This window comes from Pseudomonas sp. S1_E05 (assembly GCF_056337105.1).
Map to the genome: position 1 here is coordinate 4,607,079 of NZ_JBFRHM010000001.1, position 16,533 is coordinate 4,623,611.

Sequence of the window (16,533 nt, forward strand, 5' to 3'; positions counted from 1 at the left end):
CGCAGGCAGGCCTAATATCAAGCCAGAACGTGGCGATGAGTGTGTGACAGGCGTCTGACTCACCAGATACTGCGCCACCTCTCCATCCGCTCAATCAAAGGAGTCATCCCCATGCCCCGTCTACGCCTGCTTAGTGCTGCCGCCCTGCTTGCCATGGCTGCCAATGCCCATGCCACCAGCTTCATTGTGACCACCGATGCTGTCGTCGGCGCGCTCAAGGCTACGTCCGATGCCACTTCGGACGTCACCTCGTCGTTCCGCGATGACAAGATCGTGCGCGCCGCACGTGACGACGCCGCCAGCTTTGTCGCCAGCGAAGGCGCCATCCGTGGCGTGAAGCTGGAAAGCGCACTGGACCACATCCGCCATCAGGCACCAGGCCTGGACGCGACAGATGCACAGCTGGCCCAAGCCATCCTGACGATCTGAGCGTCACCCGCTCCGGGACACTGATGCGGTGTCCCCACACCTCAGCACTGGCTCTAGACCGGGCGTTACGCTAGCCTTGGGACTCACTTTCGACAGTCGAGTCCCATGATCTTTCCTAAACACCTACTGATCACACCGTTTCTTTTCGCCTGTTGGGCAGGCTCGGCTCAGGCCTTTGACCTGACCACCCAAGGTGTCGTCGCCTCGGGCTACGCCACAAGTATGGTGACCTCCGCGCCTTTCGATCGTAAGCTGCTGGCCGCCCGGGATGACGCTGCGTCATTCATTGCCAGTGACGGCCAATTGCGCGGAGCACAACTGGAGTCCGCCCTGAATTATCTGCATCGGACCCAGCCGAAACTTCATGCAAGCGACCTTGAACTGGCGCAGGCGATTCTCGTCCAATAGTTAATCTTGTTCCTCCGGAGTCGTTCCATGCGTAGCCCGCTGATTATTGCCACCCTCGGCCTGTTGTTGCTGGCCGACGTCACCCAGGCGCACACCCTGGTTGGCACCAGTAACATGCTCCTCAACGCCACCCGGCGCTCCCTGGACTTCACCTCCGACACGACCACGTCCATACGTGACTCGAAAATCGTTCGCGAAGCCCATGACGATGCAGCGAGTTTCGTCGCCACCGACGGTGACATTCGCGGCGCGAACCTGGAAGCCGCCATCAATGTATTGCGCGCCCGTGTGCCTGAAGCCCGGGACGCCAGCGATCACGCACTCGCCGAAGCCATCCTCGCATTGTGAGGCGATTGAATGCCTGGCTACTGGCCGGGGCCGTATTGTTGCTGAGCAATACGGCCCATGCCGACCTTCAACTGCGGCTCAAGACCGATGGCCTGAGCCCTGCTCAACAACAGGCCAGCCAGGCACTGCTGGATGAAGCGATGCAGGCGTTACCGCCGCGTTTCATCGAGCAACTTGACCGGCGCATCGACGTCGGCTGGACCGACGATATGCCAAGCAATGCCTACGGCCAGGCGTCGCTGGTGTCCGAGCTCGATCTCAATCGCAATCTGCTCGCCAGTCTCACCGACGGCAGCGCAGCCAGCAAAAAAACCTATCGTCCCCACGGCACGGTGCGCCGCGAGATGCTGGCGACGGTGCTGCACGAACTCACCCACATTTATGATCGCTCGCGTCTATGGCCGGCCACGGAGCGTACGCTGATCCAGCGCTGCACCCGACGCAGCAACAGCGCCGGGCTGATCGGCATCCCCGATGAATGCCGGGGCCAATCCGCCCGACGCTTTACCCTCAGCGACGACCCGCGCCTGCTCGACCTCGCGGGGTGGCCGCAATACGTCGGCCGTCGCGGCGAGCGTGAACAACACAACCGCCAGGTCGCCCGCAGTCCGGACATCTACGAAACGAGCAGCCCCAAGGAATTCGTCGCGGTCAACATGGAGTATTTCCTGCTCGATCCGAGCTACGCCTGTCGCCGCCCTTCGCTCTATCGCTATTACAAGGACCACTTCGGCTGGGCACCCGCCGCCAAGGACACCTGCAGTCGCTCCTTCGCGTTCCTCAATGCCGGCAACGACTTTGCCAAGCAGCCTCTGGGGCAGGTCGACCCCGAGCGGGTGTACGCCGTTGACTATCTGCTGGCCGAGGCCAACCAGAACTGGGTCAGCCGGTGGGGGCACAGCATGCTGCGCCTGGTGATTTGTGCACCGGGGCGCCCCCGTGGCCCGGATTGCCGGCTCGATCTGGATCAGCACCTGGTATTGTCTTACCGCGCCTTTGTCGGCGACGTGCAACTCTCGAGCTGGGACGGGCTGGTCGGCAAGTATCCGTCGCGCCTGTTCGTCCTGCCCCTGGCCCAGGTGATCGACGAATACACCAAAACCGAACTGCGCAGCCTCGCCTCGGTGCCACTGAACCTGTCCCGCGACGAGATCGAGGGCGTGGTGGAACACGCCGCTGAAATGCACTGGAGCTACGACGGCAATTACTTCTTCCTGTCCAACAACTGCGCGGTGGAAGGCTTGAAACTGCTGCGCAGTGGCAGCAATAACGCCAAACTGGTCGGACTCGACAACATCATGCCCAACGGCTTGCTCGAAGTGCTCAAGGGCCGAGGGCTGGCAGACACCAGCGTGCTGGACGATCCCCGCGAAGCGTTGCGCCTGGGCTATCGCTTCGACTCGTTCCGCGATCGCTATCAAGCCATGTTCGACGTGCTGAAAAAACACCTGCCGATCAAGCAGGAAAAGGTTGAGGACTGGCTGTCCCTGAAGGCTGAAGAGCGTCGCCCATGGATCGAGCAGGCTGACTTGCGCACCAGCGCGGCGTTGCTGCTGCTGGAACAGGCCGCATTCCGCCAGCAGTTGGTACTGGCCCAGGACGAAGTGAAGCAACGCTACCTCGGTGCCCGGGAGCTGAAGAACGGCGGCATGGAAAAGGCCAACGCGACCTTGCAGGAGATCCTCGCCAACAGCGGCTTCCTCAGTCGTCCGGCTGAATTGCTGGCCGCCGGCGGTTATGGCTTGCCGCAACCCAACGAATGGCAGCGCCTGGAATCGGAAAGCAGCCTGCGCCAGAAACAGCTTCAACTGCTGACCGGTGATCTCGACAAAGAAGTTCGGGCCCTCCTGGATCCGAGCCGTGCCGCCGAGATGGCCGCCAACGAAGCCAACCTGAAACAGGTGGGCGAACATTTGCGCAAGTTGCACAAAGCGGCCGGTGGATTGGAACTGCCATGAAAAAAGGGTCCCAGAACAGTGTTCTGGGACCCTCGATGAGCCGGTGTCACGAAATACTGTAGCTCGCCTTAATCGATGCGGGCCTTTCGCACGCCATCGGCCAACGCCGCGCACAGGCTCAATACGCCATCGACTGCTTGATCGGGCGTCGATGCGTTGGCGATGTGATCGATCAGTGCCGACCCCACGACCACGCCATCAGCCAGACGCGCGATGGACGCCGCCTGCTCCGGCGTCCGGATGCCGAAACCGATGCTGATCGGCAAATCGGTGTGGCGACGCAGGCGTGCTACGGCCTCCTCAACGTGTTCCAGTGTGGCCGCGCCCGCACCGGTCACACCGGCAACCGATACGTAGTAGACGAAGCCGGAGCTGCCGTTCAACACGGTGGGCAGGCGCGCATCATCCGTTGTTGGCGTGGTAAGGCGGATGAAATCGATGCCGGCCGCCTGGGCCGGATCGCACAGCTCGCCATTGTGCTCGGGCGGCATGTCGACCACGATCAGGCCATCGACACCCGCCTCCTTGGCATCGGCAATGAAACGCGGCACGCCGTACATGTGAATCGGGTTGAAATAGCCCATCAGCACCAGCGGCGTTTCGCTGTTGTCCTGGCGGAACTCGCGAACCATCTGCAAGGTTTTCTTGAGGTTCTGCTTGGCACCCAGGGCGCGGATATTCGCCAATTGGATCGCCGGACCGTCGGCCATTGGATCGGTGAACGGCATGCCCAGCTCGATCACATCCGCGCCGGCGGCAGGCAAACCCTTGAGGATCGCCAGGGAGGTGTCATAGCTCGGGTCGCCAGCGGTGACGAAAGTCACCAGCGCGGCACGATTCTGTTGCTTGAGTTCGGCAAAACGCGTTTGCAGGCGGCTCATCAGTGTTTCTCCTGCTTGGCTTGAGAGTTTTCCATGTGGTGCATCACGGTCTGCATGTCTTTGTCGCCACGACCGGACAGGTTCACCACCATCAAGTGGTCCTTGGGCAGGGTGGGCGCGCGTTTGAACACTTCAGCCAGGGCATGGGCACTTTCCAGTGCTGGAATAATCCCTTCCAGGCGGCAGCATTTGTGGAAAGCATCGAGGGCTTCGTCGTCAGTCACCGAGGTGTACTGGACACGACCGATGTCATGCAACCAGGCGTGTTCCGGACCGATACCCGGATAATCGAGGCCGGCGGAAATCGAGTGGGCATCGATGATCTGGCCGTCGTCGTCCTGTAGCAGGAAGGTGCGGTTGCCGTGCAACACACCCGGAACACCGCCATTGAGGCTGGCCGCGTGCTTGCCGGTTTCAATACCGTAGCCGGCCGCTTCAACACCGATGATCTGGACACCCGTGTCATCGAGGAATGGATGGAACAGGCCCATGGCGTTGGAGCCACCCCCGATGCAAGCCACCAGACTGTCAGGCAGTCGACCTTCCTGGGCTTGCAATTGGTCGCGGGTTTCCTTGCCGATGACCGCCTGGAAGTCGCGAACCATCGCCGGATAAGGATGCGGGCCCGCGACTGTGCCGATCAGGTAGAAGGTGCTGTCGACGTTGGTCACCCAGTCACGCAGGGCTTCGTTCATTGCATCCTTCAAGGTGCCGGTGCCGGCCACTACCGGAATCACCGTGGCGCCCAGCAGCTTCATACGGAACACGTTGGCCTGCTGGCGTTCAATGTCGGTGGTGCCCATGTAGATCACGCACTCCAGACCGAACCGTGCGGCCACGGTGGCGGTTGCCACGCCGTGCATGCCGGCGCCGGTCTCGGCGATGATGCGTTTTTTGCCCATGCGACGTGCCAGCAGGATCTGGCCGATGCAGTTGTTGATCTTGTGCGCGCCGGTGTGATTCAGCTCTTCGCGCTTAAGGTAAATCTTCGCGCCGCCACAGGCCTCGGTCAGGCGCTCTGCGAAATACAGCGGACTTGGACGACCGACGTAGTCACGCTGGAAGTAGGCGAGTTCTTCCTTGAACGCCGGATCTTCCTTGGCTGCTTCGTATTCACGGGCCAGGTCGAGGATCAACGGCATCAGGGTTTCGGCAACGTAGCGGCCACCGAACGTGCCAAACAGGCCGTTGGTGTCGGGGCCGTTGCGCAGATTAGTCTGGGTCATGGGTCGCTCCGTTTGAATGCGTGGGAGGCTGGTGAACAGCAAGTGGGCTTAACTCTACCCCTGACGCCCCGGCCTGAAAACCGATAAGATCGCCGCAACCTGTCAGGAAAACTCACAGATCTCATGAGCCACGACCTTCCCCCGCTCAACGCCCTGCGCGCCTTCGAAGCCACTGCCCGCTTGAACAGTGTCAGTCAGGCTGCCGAGCAGTTGCACGTGACCCACGGCGCGGTGAGCCGGCAATTGAAAGTCCTGGAAGAACACTTGGGCGTGAGCCTGTTCGTCAAGGATGGTCGCGGCCTTAAACTCACAGATGCCGGCGTGCGGCTGCGCGATGCCAGTGGCGAAGCCTTCGAACGTTTGCGCACCGTCTGCGCCGATCTGACCCAGAGCACCGCCGACGCCCCCTTCGTGCTCGGGTGCTCGGGGAGCCTGCTGGCGCGCTGGTTCATTCCGCGCCTGGGCCGGTTGAATGCCGATCTCCCGGATCTGCGCCTGCATCTTTCAGCCGGTGAAGGCGACCTCGACCCCCGCCGCCCCGGACTGGATGCCTTGCTGCTGTTTGCCGAACCGCCATGGCCCGCGGACATGCAGGTCCATGAGCTGATCAGCGAACGCATCGGTCCGGTGATGAGCCCTCGCTTCACTGGCTACCAACGCCTCGAAACTGCGCCGGCCAGTGCCTTGTTGAACGAACCTTTGCTGCACACCACCTCACGACCGCAAGCCTGGCCAAGCTGGGCACAGCAAAATGGCCTCGACGCTAAAGCGTTGAAGTACGGGCAGGGTTTCGAGCATTTGTATTATTTGCTGGAGGCCGCCGTAGCCGGGCTGGGCGTGGCGATTGCCCCGCAACCTTTGGTGGCCGAGGACTTGAGGGCCGGTCGCCTCATTGCGCCATGGGGTTTCAGTGAAACCCCGGCGCAACTGGCGTTGTGGCTACCCAAGCGCGCCGCTGACGGGCGCGCCCGGCAATTGGCGCAGTGGCTGAAAGCCGAGCTGCGCCAGACAGATCAGTCGCGTTTGCACAGCAAATAAGCGGCCAACAGACCCAAGGCGCCCACCGCCACACCGGCAGTCGTCCAAGGGTGTTCCTGTGCATAGTCTCGGGTGGCGATCCCGGTTTCGCGGGTTTTGACTTTGACTTCCTCATACGCATCGCTGAGCAGGTGACGCGAATGTTTCAGCGCGCTCTCGGCATTGGTTTTCAGCGCCTTGAGCGTTTTACGCGACTCGTCCGAGGCGTCATCCTTCAGACTTTCCAAAGACTTCAGCAGACTCTCGATCTCGGCTTCCATGCTTTGCAATGAGGCTTTACGTAAAGAGGTGTTGGCCATGGTGGCTCTCCTGCGTTGGTGATGAGTGGCGTGTGTTGATTGGGACTTCAGGGGTTCGAGAAAGTGCAGTAAATCTGAACTTCTGCGTGGGATTGGCCGCCAGAAGTAATACGAAAATCACTGCTAGGCTGTATTCACACCCAAGGAGAACGCCCATGACTGACCATCACACCTACAAGAAAATCGAGCTTGTCGGCTCATCTACCAGCAGCATCGAAGACGCCATCAACAACGCGCTGGCCGAAGCCAACAAGAGCATCAAGCATCTGGAATGGTTTGAAGTGACCGAAACTCGCGGGCACATCCGGGACGGCAAGGCCGCTCACTTCCAGGTGACACTCAAAGTAGGATTCAAGATTGCCAGCAGCTGAGTTTGAGCGAGTCTTCTGAACTTGCGCGCTGGCCGAGTGCCATAGGGAATGGCAAAGCGCTATATGTGTGCATCCGGCACATGGCTGGATGCTCCCTTTGATCCGACCAGGGAGTGCGACCGATGAAGAAGTTTATGTTGGCGGTAGGATTGTTGAGTCTCGCAGGTACAGCGCTGGCTGATGGCAAACCATGCGAAGAGTTGAAGGCCGAAATTGCGGCCAAGATCGACGCCAAGGGTGCGTCGAACTATTCGCTGGAGATTGTCGATAAAGGCACTGCGGCTGACGGAAAAGTGGTCGGCACCTGTGAAAAAGGCACCAAGGAAATTGTCTACAAGCGCGGTTGAGTGCGCTCAAAAAAACCGACGCCATTGGCGTCGGTTTTTTTCTGCTTACCCCTGTAGGAGTGGCTTAGCCCTTCATCAACTGCGCCAGCAGCTCATAGGAATGCACGCGGTCGGCGTGCTCATACAGGTCACAAGTGAAGATCAACTCATCGGCCTGGGTTTGCTCAACCAGCACCTCCAGTTTGGCGCGAATCTTCTGCGGGCTGCCGACCATTGCCAGACCAAGGAAATCACCGACCGCTTCTTTCTCATGGGGCAACCACAAGCCGTCCATGGTTTTCACCGGTGGGCGCTGCACCAGACTCTGCCCACGCATCAACGCGAGAATACGCTGGTAGACAGAGGTCGCCAGGTAATCGGCTTGTTCATCGGTGTCAGCCGCCACCAACGGAACACCCAACATCACGTAGGGCTTTTCCAGGACGGCTGATGGTTTGAAGTGATTGCGGTAGACACGAATCGCTTCGTGCATGAAGCGCGGAGCAAAATGGGAAGCAAATGCATAGGGCAAACCGCGCTCCCCCGCCAACTGGGCGCTGAACAAGCTGGAACCCAACAACCAGATCGGCACCTGAGTGCCGGTGCCCGGCATCGCGATGACACGTTGATCCGGTGTACGCGGACCGAGGTAGCGCATCAGTTCTGCGACATCTTCCGGAAAATCGTCAGCGCTGCCGGAACGTTCACGGCGCAGAGCGCGGGCGGTCATCTGATCGGAACCGGGGGCACGGCCCAGGCCCAGGTCAATGCGACCTGGATACAGGCTTTCGAGGGTGCCGAACTGCTCCGCAATCACCAGCGGCGCATGGTTGGGTAACATCACCCCACCCGAGCCCACCCGAATCGTTGAAGTACCACCGGCCAGGTAACCGAGCAACACCGAGGTCGCTGAACTGGCGATCCCGTCCATGTTGTGGTGTTCGGCGACCCAGAACCGGGTGTAGCCAAATTTCTCGACATGCTGCGCCAAGTCCAGGGAATTGCGCAGCGATTGAGCCGCGCTGCCGTTCTCGCGCACAGGCACCAGATCCAGGGTCGAAAACTTGATATCGGACAGTCGTTTCATAATCCTGCTTCTCCAATTGGCGCAGGTTTTTTATGACGAACGAAAACCTGCCGAATGCATAGCGTGCTTCATGCAATGAGGGCATATACCCGAGTTTCAAGAGGCGCGTGGAAATTTCCTACGAATTTAGTCGGATTTAACAGATAGGGTGAACTTTGCATCACCGTCTATCCTCAGAACCTTGGCAAGTAAAACCACCAAGGCGCGGCACTTCGCGCCGGATTCTGAGGAGGCAGACATGGCTATTACCAAGAAGGCATCGGCGCATTGGGAAGGTGATCTGAAAACCGGCATCGGCTCCATTTCCACGGAAACCGGCGTTTTGAGAGAAGCGCCATACGGCTTCAAGGCGCGTTTTGAGGGCGGCAAGGGCACTAACCCGGAAGAACTGATTGGCGCGGCCCACGCAGGCTGCTTCTCCATGGCTTTTTCAATGATTCTCGGCGACGCCGGCCTCAAGGCCGACAGCATCGACACCAACGCCGAAGTGGTGCTTGACCAGGTGGAGGGTGGCTTTGCGATCACCGCCGTGAAGTTGATCATGAAAGCCAAAATCCCCGGTGCCACCCAGGCGCAATTCGAAGAGCTAAGCAATAAAGCCAAGGAAGGTTGCCCAGTGTCCAAAGTGCTGAATGCAAAGATCACGCTGGAGGCCACACTGGTCAGCTGATTTCACCTCGCCGCGACAGACGAATCGCAGCCTGCCCCGGCTGCGATTTTTTTACGCAGAAACAAAACCCGAACGGCGCGTTTGTGGTCGAATAAATGACAGCAACGAAAACGCAAACCTCTGCGTGCTGCCTTAAAGGAGCTTCATCGATGAAACGTTTTGCCCTGGCGGTTATTTGCACTGCGCTGGCAACTTCGGCATTGGCCGCGCCCAAGGACTGCGAAGAATTGAAGAACGAAATCGAGGTGAAAATCCAGGCGAATGCCGTGCCCTCCTACACGCTGGAAATCGTGTCGAAGGAAGAAGCCGAAAAGCATGACGTCGCCATGGTCGTCGGCACTTGCGATAACGGCACCAAAGCCATCATCTACCAGAAGAACGACCGCTGATTCACTTAGATGATGCAGTTGACTTCCCGGTCTTCGGCCACGATCTCACGCTTGGCGTTGTACAGCCGGGCGCTGGGCGTGAACGCCAGGGAGCGGCCTTCCAACACGTAGCGTTGGCCCGCTTCGAAATGGTCGTAGCGGATGGTCAGGTAGCACAACCGCTCCACGGGGCCGGTCATCAGGCTGCCACCACCGCCAAAGACCTCAAAATCGAAGCGCACACGCAGTTCATGGCTGCCGGGGGTGACCTGGAAAAAACGCCCGTCGCGCAAGCGCTGGTGATCCAGGCGTTCAGCCATCATCAGCTTGCCACCGGGAGTGGGCGTCGCAAAATCCACCCAGGCCATCTGTGGATTGACCGCCGGTAAAGGGCTCTGGCAGCCAGCGATGGCGCCAGCCACGAGCAATAGCAACAACCTGCGCATGATGAATGTCCCGAGGATTAGACATTCAGCATAGCGCCGATCAGGTCCGCTGGCAGCCTGCCGGTGTGCCCTGGCCAATCACGTTTCGCTGTTGATCATAGAGTTTGGCCCACGGCCGGAAGCCGATATTGCCGGCTTGCAGCTGATATTTCTCACCGGCATTGAAGCCGTTGAATTTCACGTTCATCTGGCAATCGCGCCAAAGTGTTTCGGCGCCCGGCCCAATGTTGCTCGGCTCCACCGCAAACTGATAACGCACCGTCAGCTCATGGCTGCCAGGCTGAACCTCGAAATAGCGTTTGTCCGTGGAAGCCTTGGCATCGACCTCCAGCGCCTGGAGCGCGGTGTCTTGCTGTGGCGAATCAAGATCGATCCACGCTTGCGAGGGGTCATGGTGGGGTAAACCGAAACCTGCACAACCTGTCAGCATCAACAGGCTTCCCGTCAGCATCATCTTGCGCATAGCGGAGCTCCAGTCAGGCGGGATAGTCTTGCGGGCAGACTTTCCAGGGATGATTTTATTTTGATCAGGCCGCTTCCAAGCCTTGGGTTACTTGATCGCGTTTTGCGCGTTTTGTTTCCAGGTACGCTGCTTTTATTAATCAATGGCTGCACCAGCGTCAGTTACTACGGCCAACTGGCCAATGGTCAGCTGCAATTGCTGCGCGCCCGGGAGCCGGTTTCGCAGGTCATTGCCGACCCGTCCCGCGACCCGATTTTGCGCGCGCGACTGGCCGAGTCGCAGAGGGCACGAACATTCGCCAGCCAGCAACTGCATCTGCCGGATAACCAGAGCTACCGCCTGTACGCCGATATTGGTCGACCGTTCGTCGTCTGGAACGTGTTCGCCACGGCGGAGTTTTCTCTGTCGCCGCAAAACCATTGTTTCCCCATCGCCGGCTGCGTCGCCTACCGCGGTTACTACACCCAGAGTGCGGCCCGAGGCCAGGCGGCTTTGCTGCGAGAGCAAGGTATGGACGTGTCGATCGGCGGCGTCGAGGCTTATTCGACGCTCGGTTGGTTCAACGATCCGATCGTCAGCTCGATGACGGGTTGGGGTGACGAGCGGCTGGCGACGCTGATCTTCCATGAGCTGGCGCACCAGCGTGTTTATGTGAAGGACGACACGGAGTTCAACGAGTCCTTCGCCACATTTGTGGAACAGCAAGGCACGCGGCAGTGGCGCGCCTATCGCGGTTTGCCGCCGGACAAGGGGCATCAGGGGCAGCAACGGGATCAATTCATCGAACTGGTCCTGCAGACGCGCTCAAGGCTTGAACGGTTGTACGCGCAGCCGTTGGCCGCCGGGGAGATGCGCAAGCGCAAGGCCGCGGAATTCGAACGGCTGCGCAGCGAGTACCGTACGTTGCGGGATAGTCAGTGGGCCGGGGATAAACGTTATGACGCGTGGATAAACGCGCCGATGAACAACGCACGTTTATTGCCGTTTGGTTTGTATGACCAGTGGGTGCCGGCGTTTGCGGAGTTGTTCAGGCAACAAAATGGCAATTGGGTGGCTTTCTATGCCGCGGTGGAGAAGTTGGCGGTGTTGCCGATCGAGGAGCGGAAGGCGGCATTGAGGGCTTTGGCGGAGGCAGACAAATCTGGCGGCTTGTAGGGCCCTATCCCGGGCAAGCGCGCTCCCACAGGGATTTGCATTGTTTACAAAATACATTGTGGGAGCGGGCTTGCCCGCGATAGCTTTCTTGCTAACGCCGCAAAAACGCCTGGTGCATCTCGACCAGCGTTTGGAAATGATAAGCCGGCGCCTCGGCGCTCAGCTCTTCGCGACTGCCAAACCCATACCCCACCGCTGCCGCATCCAGGCCGTTGCTATGCGCACCCATCAGGTCGTGCTTGCGGTCGCCAATCATCAGGGTATTGGCCGGGTCCAGGTCTTCTTCCGCCATCAGGTGGGCGATGAGCTCGACTTTATTGGTGCGGGTGCCGTCCAGTTCGCTGCCGTAGATCACCTTGAAGTGCCGGGCAAAATCGAAATGACGGGCAATTTCCCGAGCAAAGATCCACGGCTTGGACGTGGCGATGTACAACTGCCGCCCTTGCCCGCTCAGGGTTTCCAGCAACGGTGTGACGCCCTCGAAGACGCGATTCTCGTAAAGTCCGGTAACCTTGAAACGCTCGCGATAAAAATTCACCGCCTCCCAGGCCTTGGCTTCGTCGAAGTCATAGAACTGCATGAACGCCTGCAACAAAGGCGGACCGATGAAGTGCTCGAGCTTGCTCAGGTCGGGCTCGTCGATCCCCAGTTTGCCCAAGGCGAACTGGATCGACCGGGTGATCCCCTCACGCGGATCGGTCAGGGTGCCATCGAGGTCGAACAAAACGGTTTGGTAATGCATTTCGAATCCTGAATTGGAGCTTCGGGGGTCAGGCCTGGTCGTAGCCTTCGGCCAGATGCAGGTCCTTGAGTTTCACGTAGTTCGCCGCGCTGTAGGTGAAAAAGGCCCGCTCCCTGTCCGTCAACGGCCGTACCTGCTTCACCGGGCTGCCAACATAGAGGAAACCACTTTCCAGGCGCTTGCCCGGCGGCACCAGGCTGCCGGCGCCGATGATCACATCATCGGCGACCACCGCACCGTCCATGACAATACTGCCCATGCCGATCAACACGCGACTGCCGACGGTGCAGCCATGCAGCATGACCTTGTGGGCGATGGTCACGTCATCGCCGATCAGGCACGGGAAACCCTCCGGGTTGAAAGGCCCTGCGTGGGTGATGTGCAGCACACAGCCGTCCTGCACGCTGGTGCGCGCACCGATGCGGATGCGGTGCATGTCGCCACGAATCACCGTGAGCGGCCAAACCGAGCTGTCATCGCCGATTTCGACGTCGCCGATCACCACCGCTGAACGGTCGACAAAAGCGCCCTTGCCGAGCAACGGCGTGTGGTTCTGGTACTTGCGAAGGTTCACGATAGTGTTTCTCTCTGTCGCTGATAGCTGCGGTGAGCGTCGATTGTAATTAAGATGGCTGCATGTTTCTTCCAGCCAAGGTGTCAACCGTGAGCGTGAACAACCCTCTTTTGCAGTCCTACGACCTGCCGCCGTTTTCCGCGATCCGTGCCGAACACGTGCAACCGGCCATTGAACAGATCCTGGCTGACAACCGCGCCGCTATTATCGAGATCCTCAAGACCCAGGGCAAACAACCGACCTGGGCCGGCCTGGTACTGGCGATGGATGAACTCAACGATCGCCTGGGCGCAGCGTGGAGCCCGGTCAGCCACCTCAATGCCGTGTGTAACAGCGCCGAACTGCGTGAAGCGTATGAATCGTGCCTGCCGGCCCTGAGTGCCTACTCCACTGAGCTGGGCCAGAACCGCGAATTGTTCGAAGCCTTCCAGGCCCTGGCCAACAGTCCCGAAGCCGCCGGTTTCGACGTGGCGCAAAAAACTATCCTGGAACATTCCCTGCGTGACTTCCGCCTGTCGGGTATCGACCTGCCGGAAGCCGAGCAGAAACGTTATGCCGAAGTGCAGAGCAAGCTCTCGGAACTGGGCAGCCGCTTCTCCAACCAGTTGCTCGACGCCACGCAAGCCTGGACCAAACACGTGATCGACGAAGCCGCCCTCGCGGGCCTGACCGATTCGGCCAAGGCACAGATGGCCGCAGCCGCCCAGGCTAAAGGACTGGAAGGTTTCCTGATCACCCTGGAATTCCCCAGCTACTACGCCGTGATGACGTACGCCCAAGACCGTGCCCTGCGTGAAGAAGTCTACGCGGCGTACTGCACCCGCGCGTCGGACCAAGGCCCGAATGCCGGCCAGAACGACAACGGCCCTGTCATGGAAGAGATCCTCGATCTGCGGCAGGAGCTGGCCAAACTGCTCGGGTTCGCCAGCTTCTCCGAGTTGAGCCTGGCCACCAAAATGGCCGAGTCCAGCGATCACGTGCTGAGTTTCCTGCGCGACCTGGCCAAGCGCAGCAAACCCTTTGCCGTACAGGACCTGCAACAGCTCAAGGCCTACGCCGCCGAGCAGGGTTGCCCGGACCTGCAAAGCTGGGACAGTGGATTCTACGGTGAAAAACTGCGCGAACAGCGCTACAGCGTGGCCCAGGAAGCTCTGCGCGCCTACTTCCCGATCGACAAAGTGCTGAGCGGCCTGTTTGCCATCGTCCAGCGCCTGTACGGCATCGAGATCACGGAGCAAAAAGGATTCGACACCTGGCACCCGGATGTGCGCCTGTTTGAAATCAAGGAAAACGGCCAGCATGTCGGTCGCTTCTTCTTTGATCTCTATGCGCGCGCCAACAAGCGTGGGGGTGCCTGGATGGACGGCGCCCGCGACCGTCGCCGCACGGCAGGGGGTGCACTGCAAAGCCCGGTAGCCAACCTGGTGTGCAACTTCACCCCGGCCGACAGCGGCAAGCCAGCGCTATTGACCCATGATGAAGTCACCACCCTGTTCCACGAGTTCGGTCACGGCCTCCACCACCTGCTGACCCGCGTAGAACACGCGGGTGTGTCCGGCATCAATGGCGTGGCGTGGGATGCGGTCGAACTGCCGAGTCAGTTCATGGAAAACTGGTGCTGGGAGCCGGAAGGCCTGGCGCTGATTTCCGGTCACTTCGAAACCGGCGAGCCCCTGCCGCAAGACCTGCTGGGCAAGATGCTCGCCGCGAAGAATTTCCAATCCGGTCTGATGATGGTGCGCCAGCTGGAATTCTCGTTGTTCGACTTCGAACTGCACGCGACCCACGGCGATGGCCGCGGTGTATTGCAGGTGCTCGAAGGCGTGCGAGACGAGGTGTCGGTCATGCGCCCACCCGCGTACAACCGCTTCCCCAACAGCTTCGCGCACATTTTCGCCGGCGGTTACGCAGCCGGCTACTACAGCTACAAATGGGCTGAGGTGCTGTCAGCCGACGCCTTCTCCAAATTTGAAGAAGACGGCGTACTCAACGCCGAAACCGGTCGCGCGTTCCGTGAGGCGATCCTGGCACGCGGTGGTTCCCAGGAGCCGATGGTGCTGTTCGTCGACTTCCGTGGCCGCGCCCCTTCGATTGACGCACTGTTGCGCCACAGCGGCCTCAGTGAGGAAGCAGCAGCATGAGTGAGGTGCCTGTGAAGACAAAAAAACGCTTCATCGCCGGGGCGGTCTGCCCGGCGTGCAGCGAGCCGGATAAGCTCATGATGTGGAGCGAGGACAGCGTCCCGCATCGCGAGTGTGTGGCCTGCGGTTATACCGATACCCTAAATGAACAAGGGCTGTCGGTGCCGAAGGAGTTAGGGACGCGGGTCAACGTTTCAGCGCTGAAGGTGCCAGACGCCAAGGTTCAGGCGGTGCAGTTTTTCCCGAACCCGAAACTGAAGAAAAAGCCTGACGAGCAGCACTGATGCCCGGCATCGCCGCCACCGCGCATTGCGGTGGCGGGCGCCACTCATTCGACGTGGGCTGACTTGAACCAGTTTTTCATGGAGCACGCGGCAAACGGACTGGTGCTGCAATCCCCGTTGGCCAGCGCCGTGCGCAGTTTTTCCACGTCGGCCTGCATCATGTAACGGATACTGTCCTTGAAGTGCTTGTTGTCACCAAAGCCGCCCTCGGTCATTTCGCTCAGGGCATCTTCCTTGCTCCAACCTTGCACGACCACCCGATACATGGCGGCCATCAGGCCAGTGCGATCGGAACCATGTTTGCAGTGCATCAGCACTGGCCCTTTGGCTTCGGCCGTCTGGATCGTGCGCAGAGCCTTGATGACATCGGCATCGTCCACATGATTGGTACGATAAGGCAACTGAACACGTTCGATACCGGGCTTGGCCAGCCAACTGGAATCGGACTCCGGCAGGAAGTTGATCACAGTCGCAATGCCGAGCTTTTCCAATAGCGGCACCGCAGTACTGTCGGGTAGCGCGCTGCGATAAAGAGTCGGGGACATCTGGAAAAGGTTGTACCGGGCCTCGACCGGTTGGGCCCAATCCGAGGGGTGGGACACGACCGAGTCGTCAGCGACCGCGAACGTCAGGTTGAACAAGGCAACCAGCGACAGGCACATCGCGCAAATTGAACGTGAAGACATACTTGACGACCATGAAAGGATGATGGCGCCGATGTTGAGCCGTAAACGGTCAAAGGACCGTGAGCGTCCTGTCAAAAGATTGTGAACAGCAAAACGTTGGCGTGCTTACTTCAAAAACGAGCCTACATGAATTTCATGCAGGCTCGTTCGATAAAACTATCAAGGGTTGACGATTGCCGAATAAGCAGCGGCCAGGGCCAACAATTTTTCCCTGTCGTCATTATCGATATCGCCGTCACCGTCGATATCGCTCTTCAAATTCTTGATATCGAAGGAGCGGCCGCCGTCGTCGGAGACCGCCGTCACGTAGACGTTATCCTCAAGGGTCTCCTTCACCTGCTCTATTTCTGGATTCCAAATCGACTCCTTGCGAGCAAGTTGCATAGAGACTTGTGCTTCCCGAGGATTGGTCGCACTGGGGGCCAATAGTTGTAAAAAGATACCGCGTTGATTAAAAAACGACATACTTTAAGTTCCATTTAATAAGTGAATACACGACACCTCGTGCGAGTTGGATATTACTTATCAAGGTAACTTTCGAGCTATTCGCTTTATGTTTCCCAGAGTTGCAACGATCTCTCTATAACCAAGAGGACAACACACATCGGCAATGTGAAGTGCCAAACGGCACTG

Annotated in this window: 22 protein-coding genes; 12 read left to right on the forward strand and 10 right to left on the reverse strand. The window is 59.4% G+C overall.

The window, feature by feature from the left end:
* Positions 1-111 precede the first annotated feature (111 nt).
* The 4 genes from AB4N33_RS21170 to AB4N33_RS21185 all read left to right on the forward strand — a co-directional run bounded on the left by AB4N33_RS21170 (position 112) and on the right by AB4N33_RS21185 (position 3,143).
* Positions 112-429, forward strand: a complete 318-nt coding sequence (locus tag AB4N33_RS21170; protein WP_460119246.1) for a DUF2388 domain-containing protein — start codon at positions 112-114, stop codon at positions 427-429.
* 105 nt (positions 430-534) lie between these two features.
* Entirely contained in the window at positions 535-837 is a 303-nt protein-coding gene (locus tag AB4N33_RS21175; RefSeq protein WP_460140568.1) for a DUF2388 domain-containing protein, read from the forward strand.
* Positions 838-864: 27 nt separating this feature from the next.
* A complete protein-coding gene (locus tag AB4N33_RS21180; protein WP_460119250.1) occupies positions 865-1,185 on the forward strand; it encodes a DUF2388 domain-containing protein in 321 nt (106 codons plus the stop codon).
* Positions 1,182-3,143: a DUF7844 domain-containing protein gene (locus tag AB4N33_RS21185; protein WP_476458190.1), complete on the forward strand. Its 1,962-nt coding sequence runs from the start codon at positions 1,182-1,184 to the stop codon at positions 3,141-3,143. Before AB4N33_RS21180 ends, AB4N33_RS21185 begins: the two co-directional genes overlap by 4 nt.
* Positions 3,144-3,211: 68 nt before the next feature.
* Here AB4N33_RS21185 and trpA read toward each other — a convergent pair whose 3' ends face one another.
* Both trpA and trpB read right to left on the reverse strand, forming a co-directional pair.
* Positions 3,212-4,024 carry a tryptophan synthase subunit alpha gene (gene trpA, locus AB4N33_RS21190; RefSeq protein WP_460119254.1) on the reverse strand — a complete coding sequence of 271 codons (813 nt, stop codon included), beginning with the start codon at positions 4,022-4,024 and terminating at the stop codon, positions 3,212-3,214.
* Positions 4,024-5,250 carry a tryptophan synthase subunit beta gene (gene trpB, locus AB4N33_RS21195; RefSeq protein ID WP_460119256.1) on the reverse strand — a complete coding sequence of 409 codons (1,227 nt, stop codon included), beginning with the start codon at positions 5,248-5,250 and terminating at the stop codon, positions 4,024-4,026. Before trpB ends, trpA begins: the two co-directional genes overlap by 1 nt.
* Before the next feature lie 123 nt (positions 5,251-5,373).
* Here trpB and AB4N33_RS21200 point away from each other — a divergent pair, with 123 nt between their 5' ends.
* A complete protein-coding gene (locus tag AB4N33_RS21200) occupies positions 5,374-6,288 on the forward strand; it encodes a LysR family transcriptional regulator (protein ID WP_476458191.1) in 915 nt (304 codons plus the stop codon).
* On the opposite strand, the gene AB4N33_RS21205 is transcribed toward AB4N33_RS21200, so the two are convergent.
* Positions 6,264-6,587 carry an ElaB/YgaM/YqjD family protein gene (locus AB4N33_RS21205; protein WP_460119260.1) on the reverse strand — a complete coding sequence of 108 codons (324 nt, stop codon included), beginning with the start codon at positions 6,585-6,587 and terminating at the stop codon, positions 6,264-6,266. The two genes, AB4N33_RS21200 and AB4N33_RS21205, sit on opposite strands and share 25 nt — an antisense overlap.
* A gap of 155 nt (positions 6,588-6,742) precedes the next feature.
* On the opposite strand from AB4N33_RS21205, the gene AB4N33_RS21210 reads away from it, so the two are divergent.
* Positions 6,743-6,958, forward strand: coding sequence for a dodecin (locus AB4N33_RS21210; RefSeq protein ID WP_460119262.1), 216 nt, complete (start codon positions 6,743-6,745; stop codon positions 6,956-6,958).
* Positions 6,959-7,080: 122 nt separating this feature from the next.
* Positions 7,081-7,305, forward strand: a complete 225-nt coding sequence (locus tag AB4N33_RS21215) for a DUF1161 domain-containing protein (protein ID WP_460119264.1) — start codon at positions 7,081-7,083, stop codon at positions 7,303-7,305.
* Positions 7,306-7,369: 64 nt separating this feature from the next.
* Here AB4N33_RS21215 and AB4N33_RS21220 read toward each other — a convergent pair whose 3' ends face one another.
* Entirely contained in the window at positions 7,370-8,371 is a 1,002-nt protein-coding gene (locus tag AB4N33_RS21220) for an LLM class flavin-dependent oxidoreductase (RefSeq protein ID WP_460119266.1), read from the reverse strand.
* A 238-nt stretch (positions 8,372-8,609) separates the two neighbouring features.
* Between AB4N33_RS21220 and AB4N33_RS21225 the strand changes: the two genes are divergently transcribed.
* Positions 8,610-9,041 carry an OsmC family protein gene (locus tag AB4N33_RS21225; RefSeq protein WP_460119268.1) on the forward strand — a complete coding sequence of 144 codons (432 nt, stop codon included), beginning with the start codon at positions 8,610-8,612 and terminating at the stop codon, positions 9,039-9,041.
* Between the two features lie 149 nt (positions 9,042-9,190).
* The gene (locus AB4N33_RS21230) at positions 9,191-9,430 is read left to right on the forward strand and encodes a DUF1161 domain-containing protein (protein WP_460119270.1); all 240 of its coding nucleotides are present in this window, start codon (positions 9,191-9,193) and stop codon (positions 9,428-9,430) included.
* Positions 9,431-9,435: 5 nt separating this feature from the next.
* On the opposite strand, the gene AB4N33_RS21235 is transcribed toward AB4N33_RS21230, so the two are convergent.
* Entirely contained in the window at positions 9,436-9,855 is a 420-nt protein-coding gene (locus tag AB4N33_RS21235; RefSeq protein ID WP_460119272.1) for a PA0061/PA0062 family lipoprotein, read from the reverse strand.
* Between the two features lie 40 nt (positions 9,856-9,895).
* Complete coding sequence (locus tag AB4N33_RS21240) at positions 9,896-10,318, reverse strand: PA0061/PA0062 family lipoprotein (protein ID WP_460119274.1); 423 nt, start codon at positions 10,316-10,318, stop codon at positions 9,896-9,898.
* Between the two features lie 60 nt (positions 10,319-10,378).
* On the opposite strand from AB4N33_RS21240, the gene AB4N33_RS21245 reads away from it, so the two are divergent.
* On the forward strand, positions 10,379-11,473 hold the full coding sequence (locus AB4N33_RS21245) for an aminopeptidase (RefSeq protein ID WP_460119276.1): 1,095 nt from the start codon (positions 10,379-10,381) through the stop codon (positions 11,471-11,473).
* Between the two features lie 91 nt (positions 11,474-11,564).
* On the opposite strand, the gene AB4N33_RS21250 is transcribed toward AB4N33_RS21245, so the two are convergent.
* Both AB4N33_RS21250 and AB4N33_RS21255 read right to left on the reverse strand, forming a co-directional pair.
* Positions 11,565-12,215, reverse strand: a complete 651-nt coding sequence (locus AB4N33_RS21250) for an HAD family hydrolase (RefSeq protein WP_460119278.1) — start codon at positions 12,213-12,215, stop codon at positions 11,565-11,567.
* A 28-nt stretch (positions 12,216-12,243) separates the two neighbouring features.
* Positions 12,244-12,789: a gamma carbonic anhydrase family protein gene (locus AB4N33_RS21255; protein ID WP_460119280.1), complete on the reverse strand. Its 546-nt coding sequence runs from the start codon at positions 12,787-12,789 to the stop codon at positions 12,244-12,246.
* A 62-nt stretch (positions 12,790-12,851) separates the two neighbouring features.
* Here AB4N33_RS21255 and prlC point away from each other — a divergent pair, with 62 nt between their 5' ends.
* Positions 12,852-14,930: an oligopeptidase A gene (gene prlC, locus AB4N33_RS21260; RefSeq protein WP_476458192.1), complete on the forward strand. Its 2,079-nt coding sequence runs from the start codon at positions 12,852-12,854 to the stop codon at positions 14,928-14,930.
* Positions 14,927-15,214, forward strand: a complete 288-nt coding sequence (locus AB4N33_RS21265) for a YheV family putative zinc ribbon protein (protein WP_460119284.1) — start codon at positions 14,927-14,929, stop codon at positions 15,212-15,214. The genes prlC and AB4N33_RS21265 overlap by 4 nt, the downstream gene beginning before the upstream one ends.
* A gap of 44 nt (positions 15,215-15,258) precedes the next feature.
* Here the strand turns inward: AB4N33_RS21265 and AB4N33_RS21270 are convergent, their stop codons facing one another.
* The gene (locus tag AB4N33_RS21270; RefSeq protein ID WP_460119286.1) at positions 15,259-15,900 is read right to left on the reverse strand and encodes a dual specificity protein phosphatase family protein; all 642 of its coding nucleotides are present in this window, start codon (positions 15,898-15,900) and stop codon (positions 15,259-15,261) included.
* A 159-nt stretch (positions 15,901-16,059) separates the two neighbouring features.
* Entirely contained in the window at positions 16,060-16,365 is a 306-nt protein-coding gene (locus tag AB4N33_RS21275; protein WP_476458193.1) for a hypothetical protein, read from the reverse strand.
* Positions 16,366-16,533 lie beyond the last annotated feature (168 nt).

Coding starts and splice junctions, on each gene's coding strand:
- AB4N33_RS21170 (WP_460119246.1), top strand. CDS start 112: ATGCCCCGTCTACGCCTGCTTAGTGCTGCCGCCCTGCTTGCCATGGCT.
- AB4N33_RS21175 (WP_460140568.1), top strand. CDS start 535: ATGATCTTTCCTAAACACCTACTGATCACACCGTTTCTTTTCGCCTGT.
- AB4N33_RS21180 (WP_460119250.1), top strand. CDS start 865: ATGCGTAGCCCGCTGATTATTGCCACCCTCGGCCTGTTGTTGCTGGCC.
- trpA (WP_460119254.1), bottom strand. CDS start 4,024: ATGAGCCGCCTGCAAACGCGTTTTGCCGAACTCAAGCAACAGAATCGT.
- trpB (WP_460119256.1), bottom strand. CDS start 5,250: ATGACCCAGACTAATCTGCGCAACGGCCCCGACACCAACGGCCTGTTT.
- AB4N33_RS21200 (WP_476458191.1), top strand. CDS start 5,374: ATGAGCCACGACCTTCCCCCGCTCAACGCCCTGCGCGCCTTCGAAGCC.
- AB4N33_RS21205 (WP_460119260.1), bottom strand. CDS start 6,587: ATGGCCAACACCTCTTTACGTAAAGCCTCATTGCAAAGCATGGAAGCC.
- AB4N33_RS21210 (WP_460119262.1), top strand. CDS start 6,743: ATGACTGACCATCACACCTACAAGAAAATCGAGCTTGTCGGCTCATCT.
- AB4N33_RS21215 (WP_460119264.1), top strand. CDS start 7,081: ATGAAGAAGTTTATGTTGGCGGTAGGATTGTTGAGTCTCGCAGGTACA.
- AB4N33_RS21220 (WP_460119266.1), bottom strand. CDS start 8,371: ATGAAACGACTGTCCGATATCAAGTTTTCGACCCTGGATCTGGTGCCT.
- AB4N33_RS21225 (WP_460119268.1), top strand. CDS start 8,610: ATGGCTATTACCAAGAAGGCATCGGCGCATTGGGAAGGTGATCTGAAA.
- AB4N33_RS21230 (WP_460119270.1), top strand. CDS start 9,191: ATGAAACGTTTTGCCCTGGCGGTTATTTGCACTGCGCTGGCAACTTCG.
- AB4N33_RS21235 (WP_460119272.1), bottom strand. CDS start 9,855: ATGCGCAGGTTGTTGCTATTGCTCGTGGCTGGCGCCATCGCTGGCTGC.
- AB4N33_RS21240 (WP_460119274.1), bottom strand. CDS start 10,318: ATGCGCAAGATGATGCTGACGGGAAGCCTGTTGATGCTGACAGGTTGT.
- AB4N33_RS21250 (WP_460119278.1), bottom strand. CDS start 12,215: ATGCATTACCAAACCGTTTTGTTCGACCTCGATGGCACCCTGACCGAT.
- prlC (WP_476458192.1), top strand. CDS start 12,852: ATGTTTCTTCCAGCCAAGGTGTCAACCGTGAGCGTGAACAACCCTCTT.
- AB4N33_RS21265 (WP_460119284.1), top strand. CDS start 14,927: ATGAGTGAGGTGCCTGTGAAGACAAAAAAACGCTTCATCGCCGGGGCG.
- AB4N33_RS21270 (WP_460119286.1), bottom strand. CDS start 15,900: ATGTCTTCACGTTCAATTTGCGCGATGTGCCTGTCGCTGGTTGCCTTG.
- AB4N33_RS21275 (WP_476458193.1), bottom strand. CDS start 16,365: ATGTCGTTTTTTAATCAACGCGGTATCTTTTTACAACTATTGGCCCCC.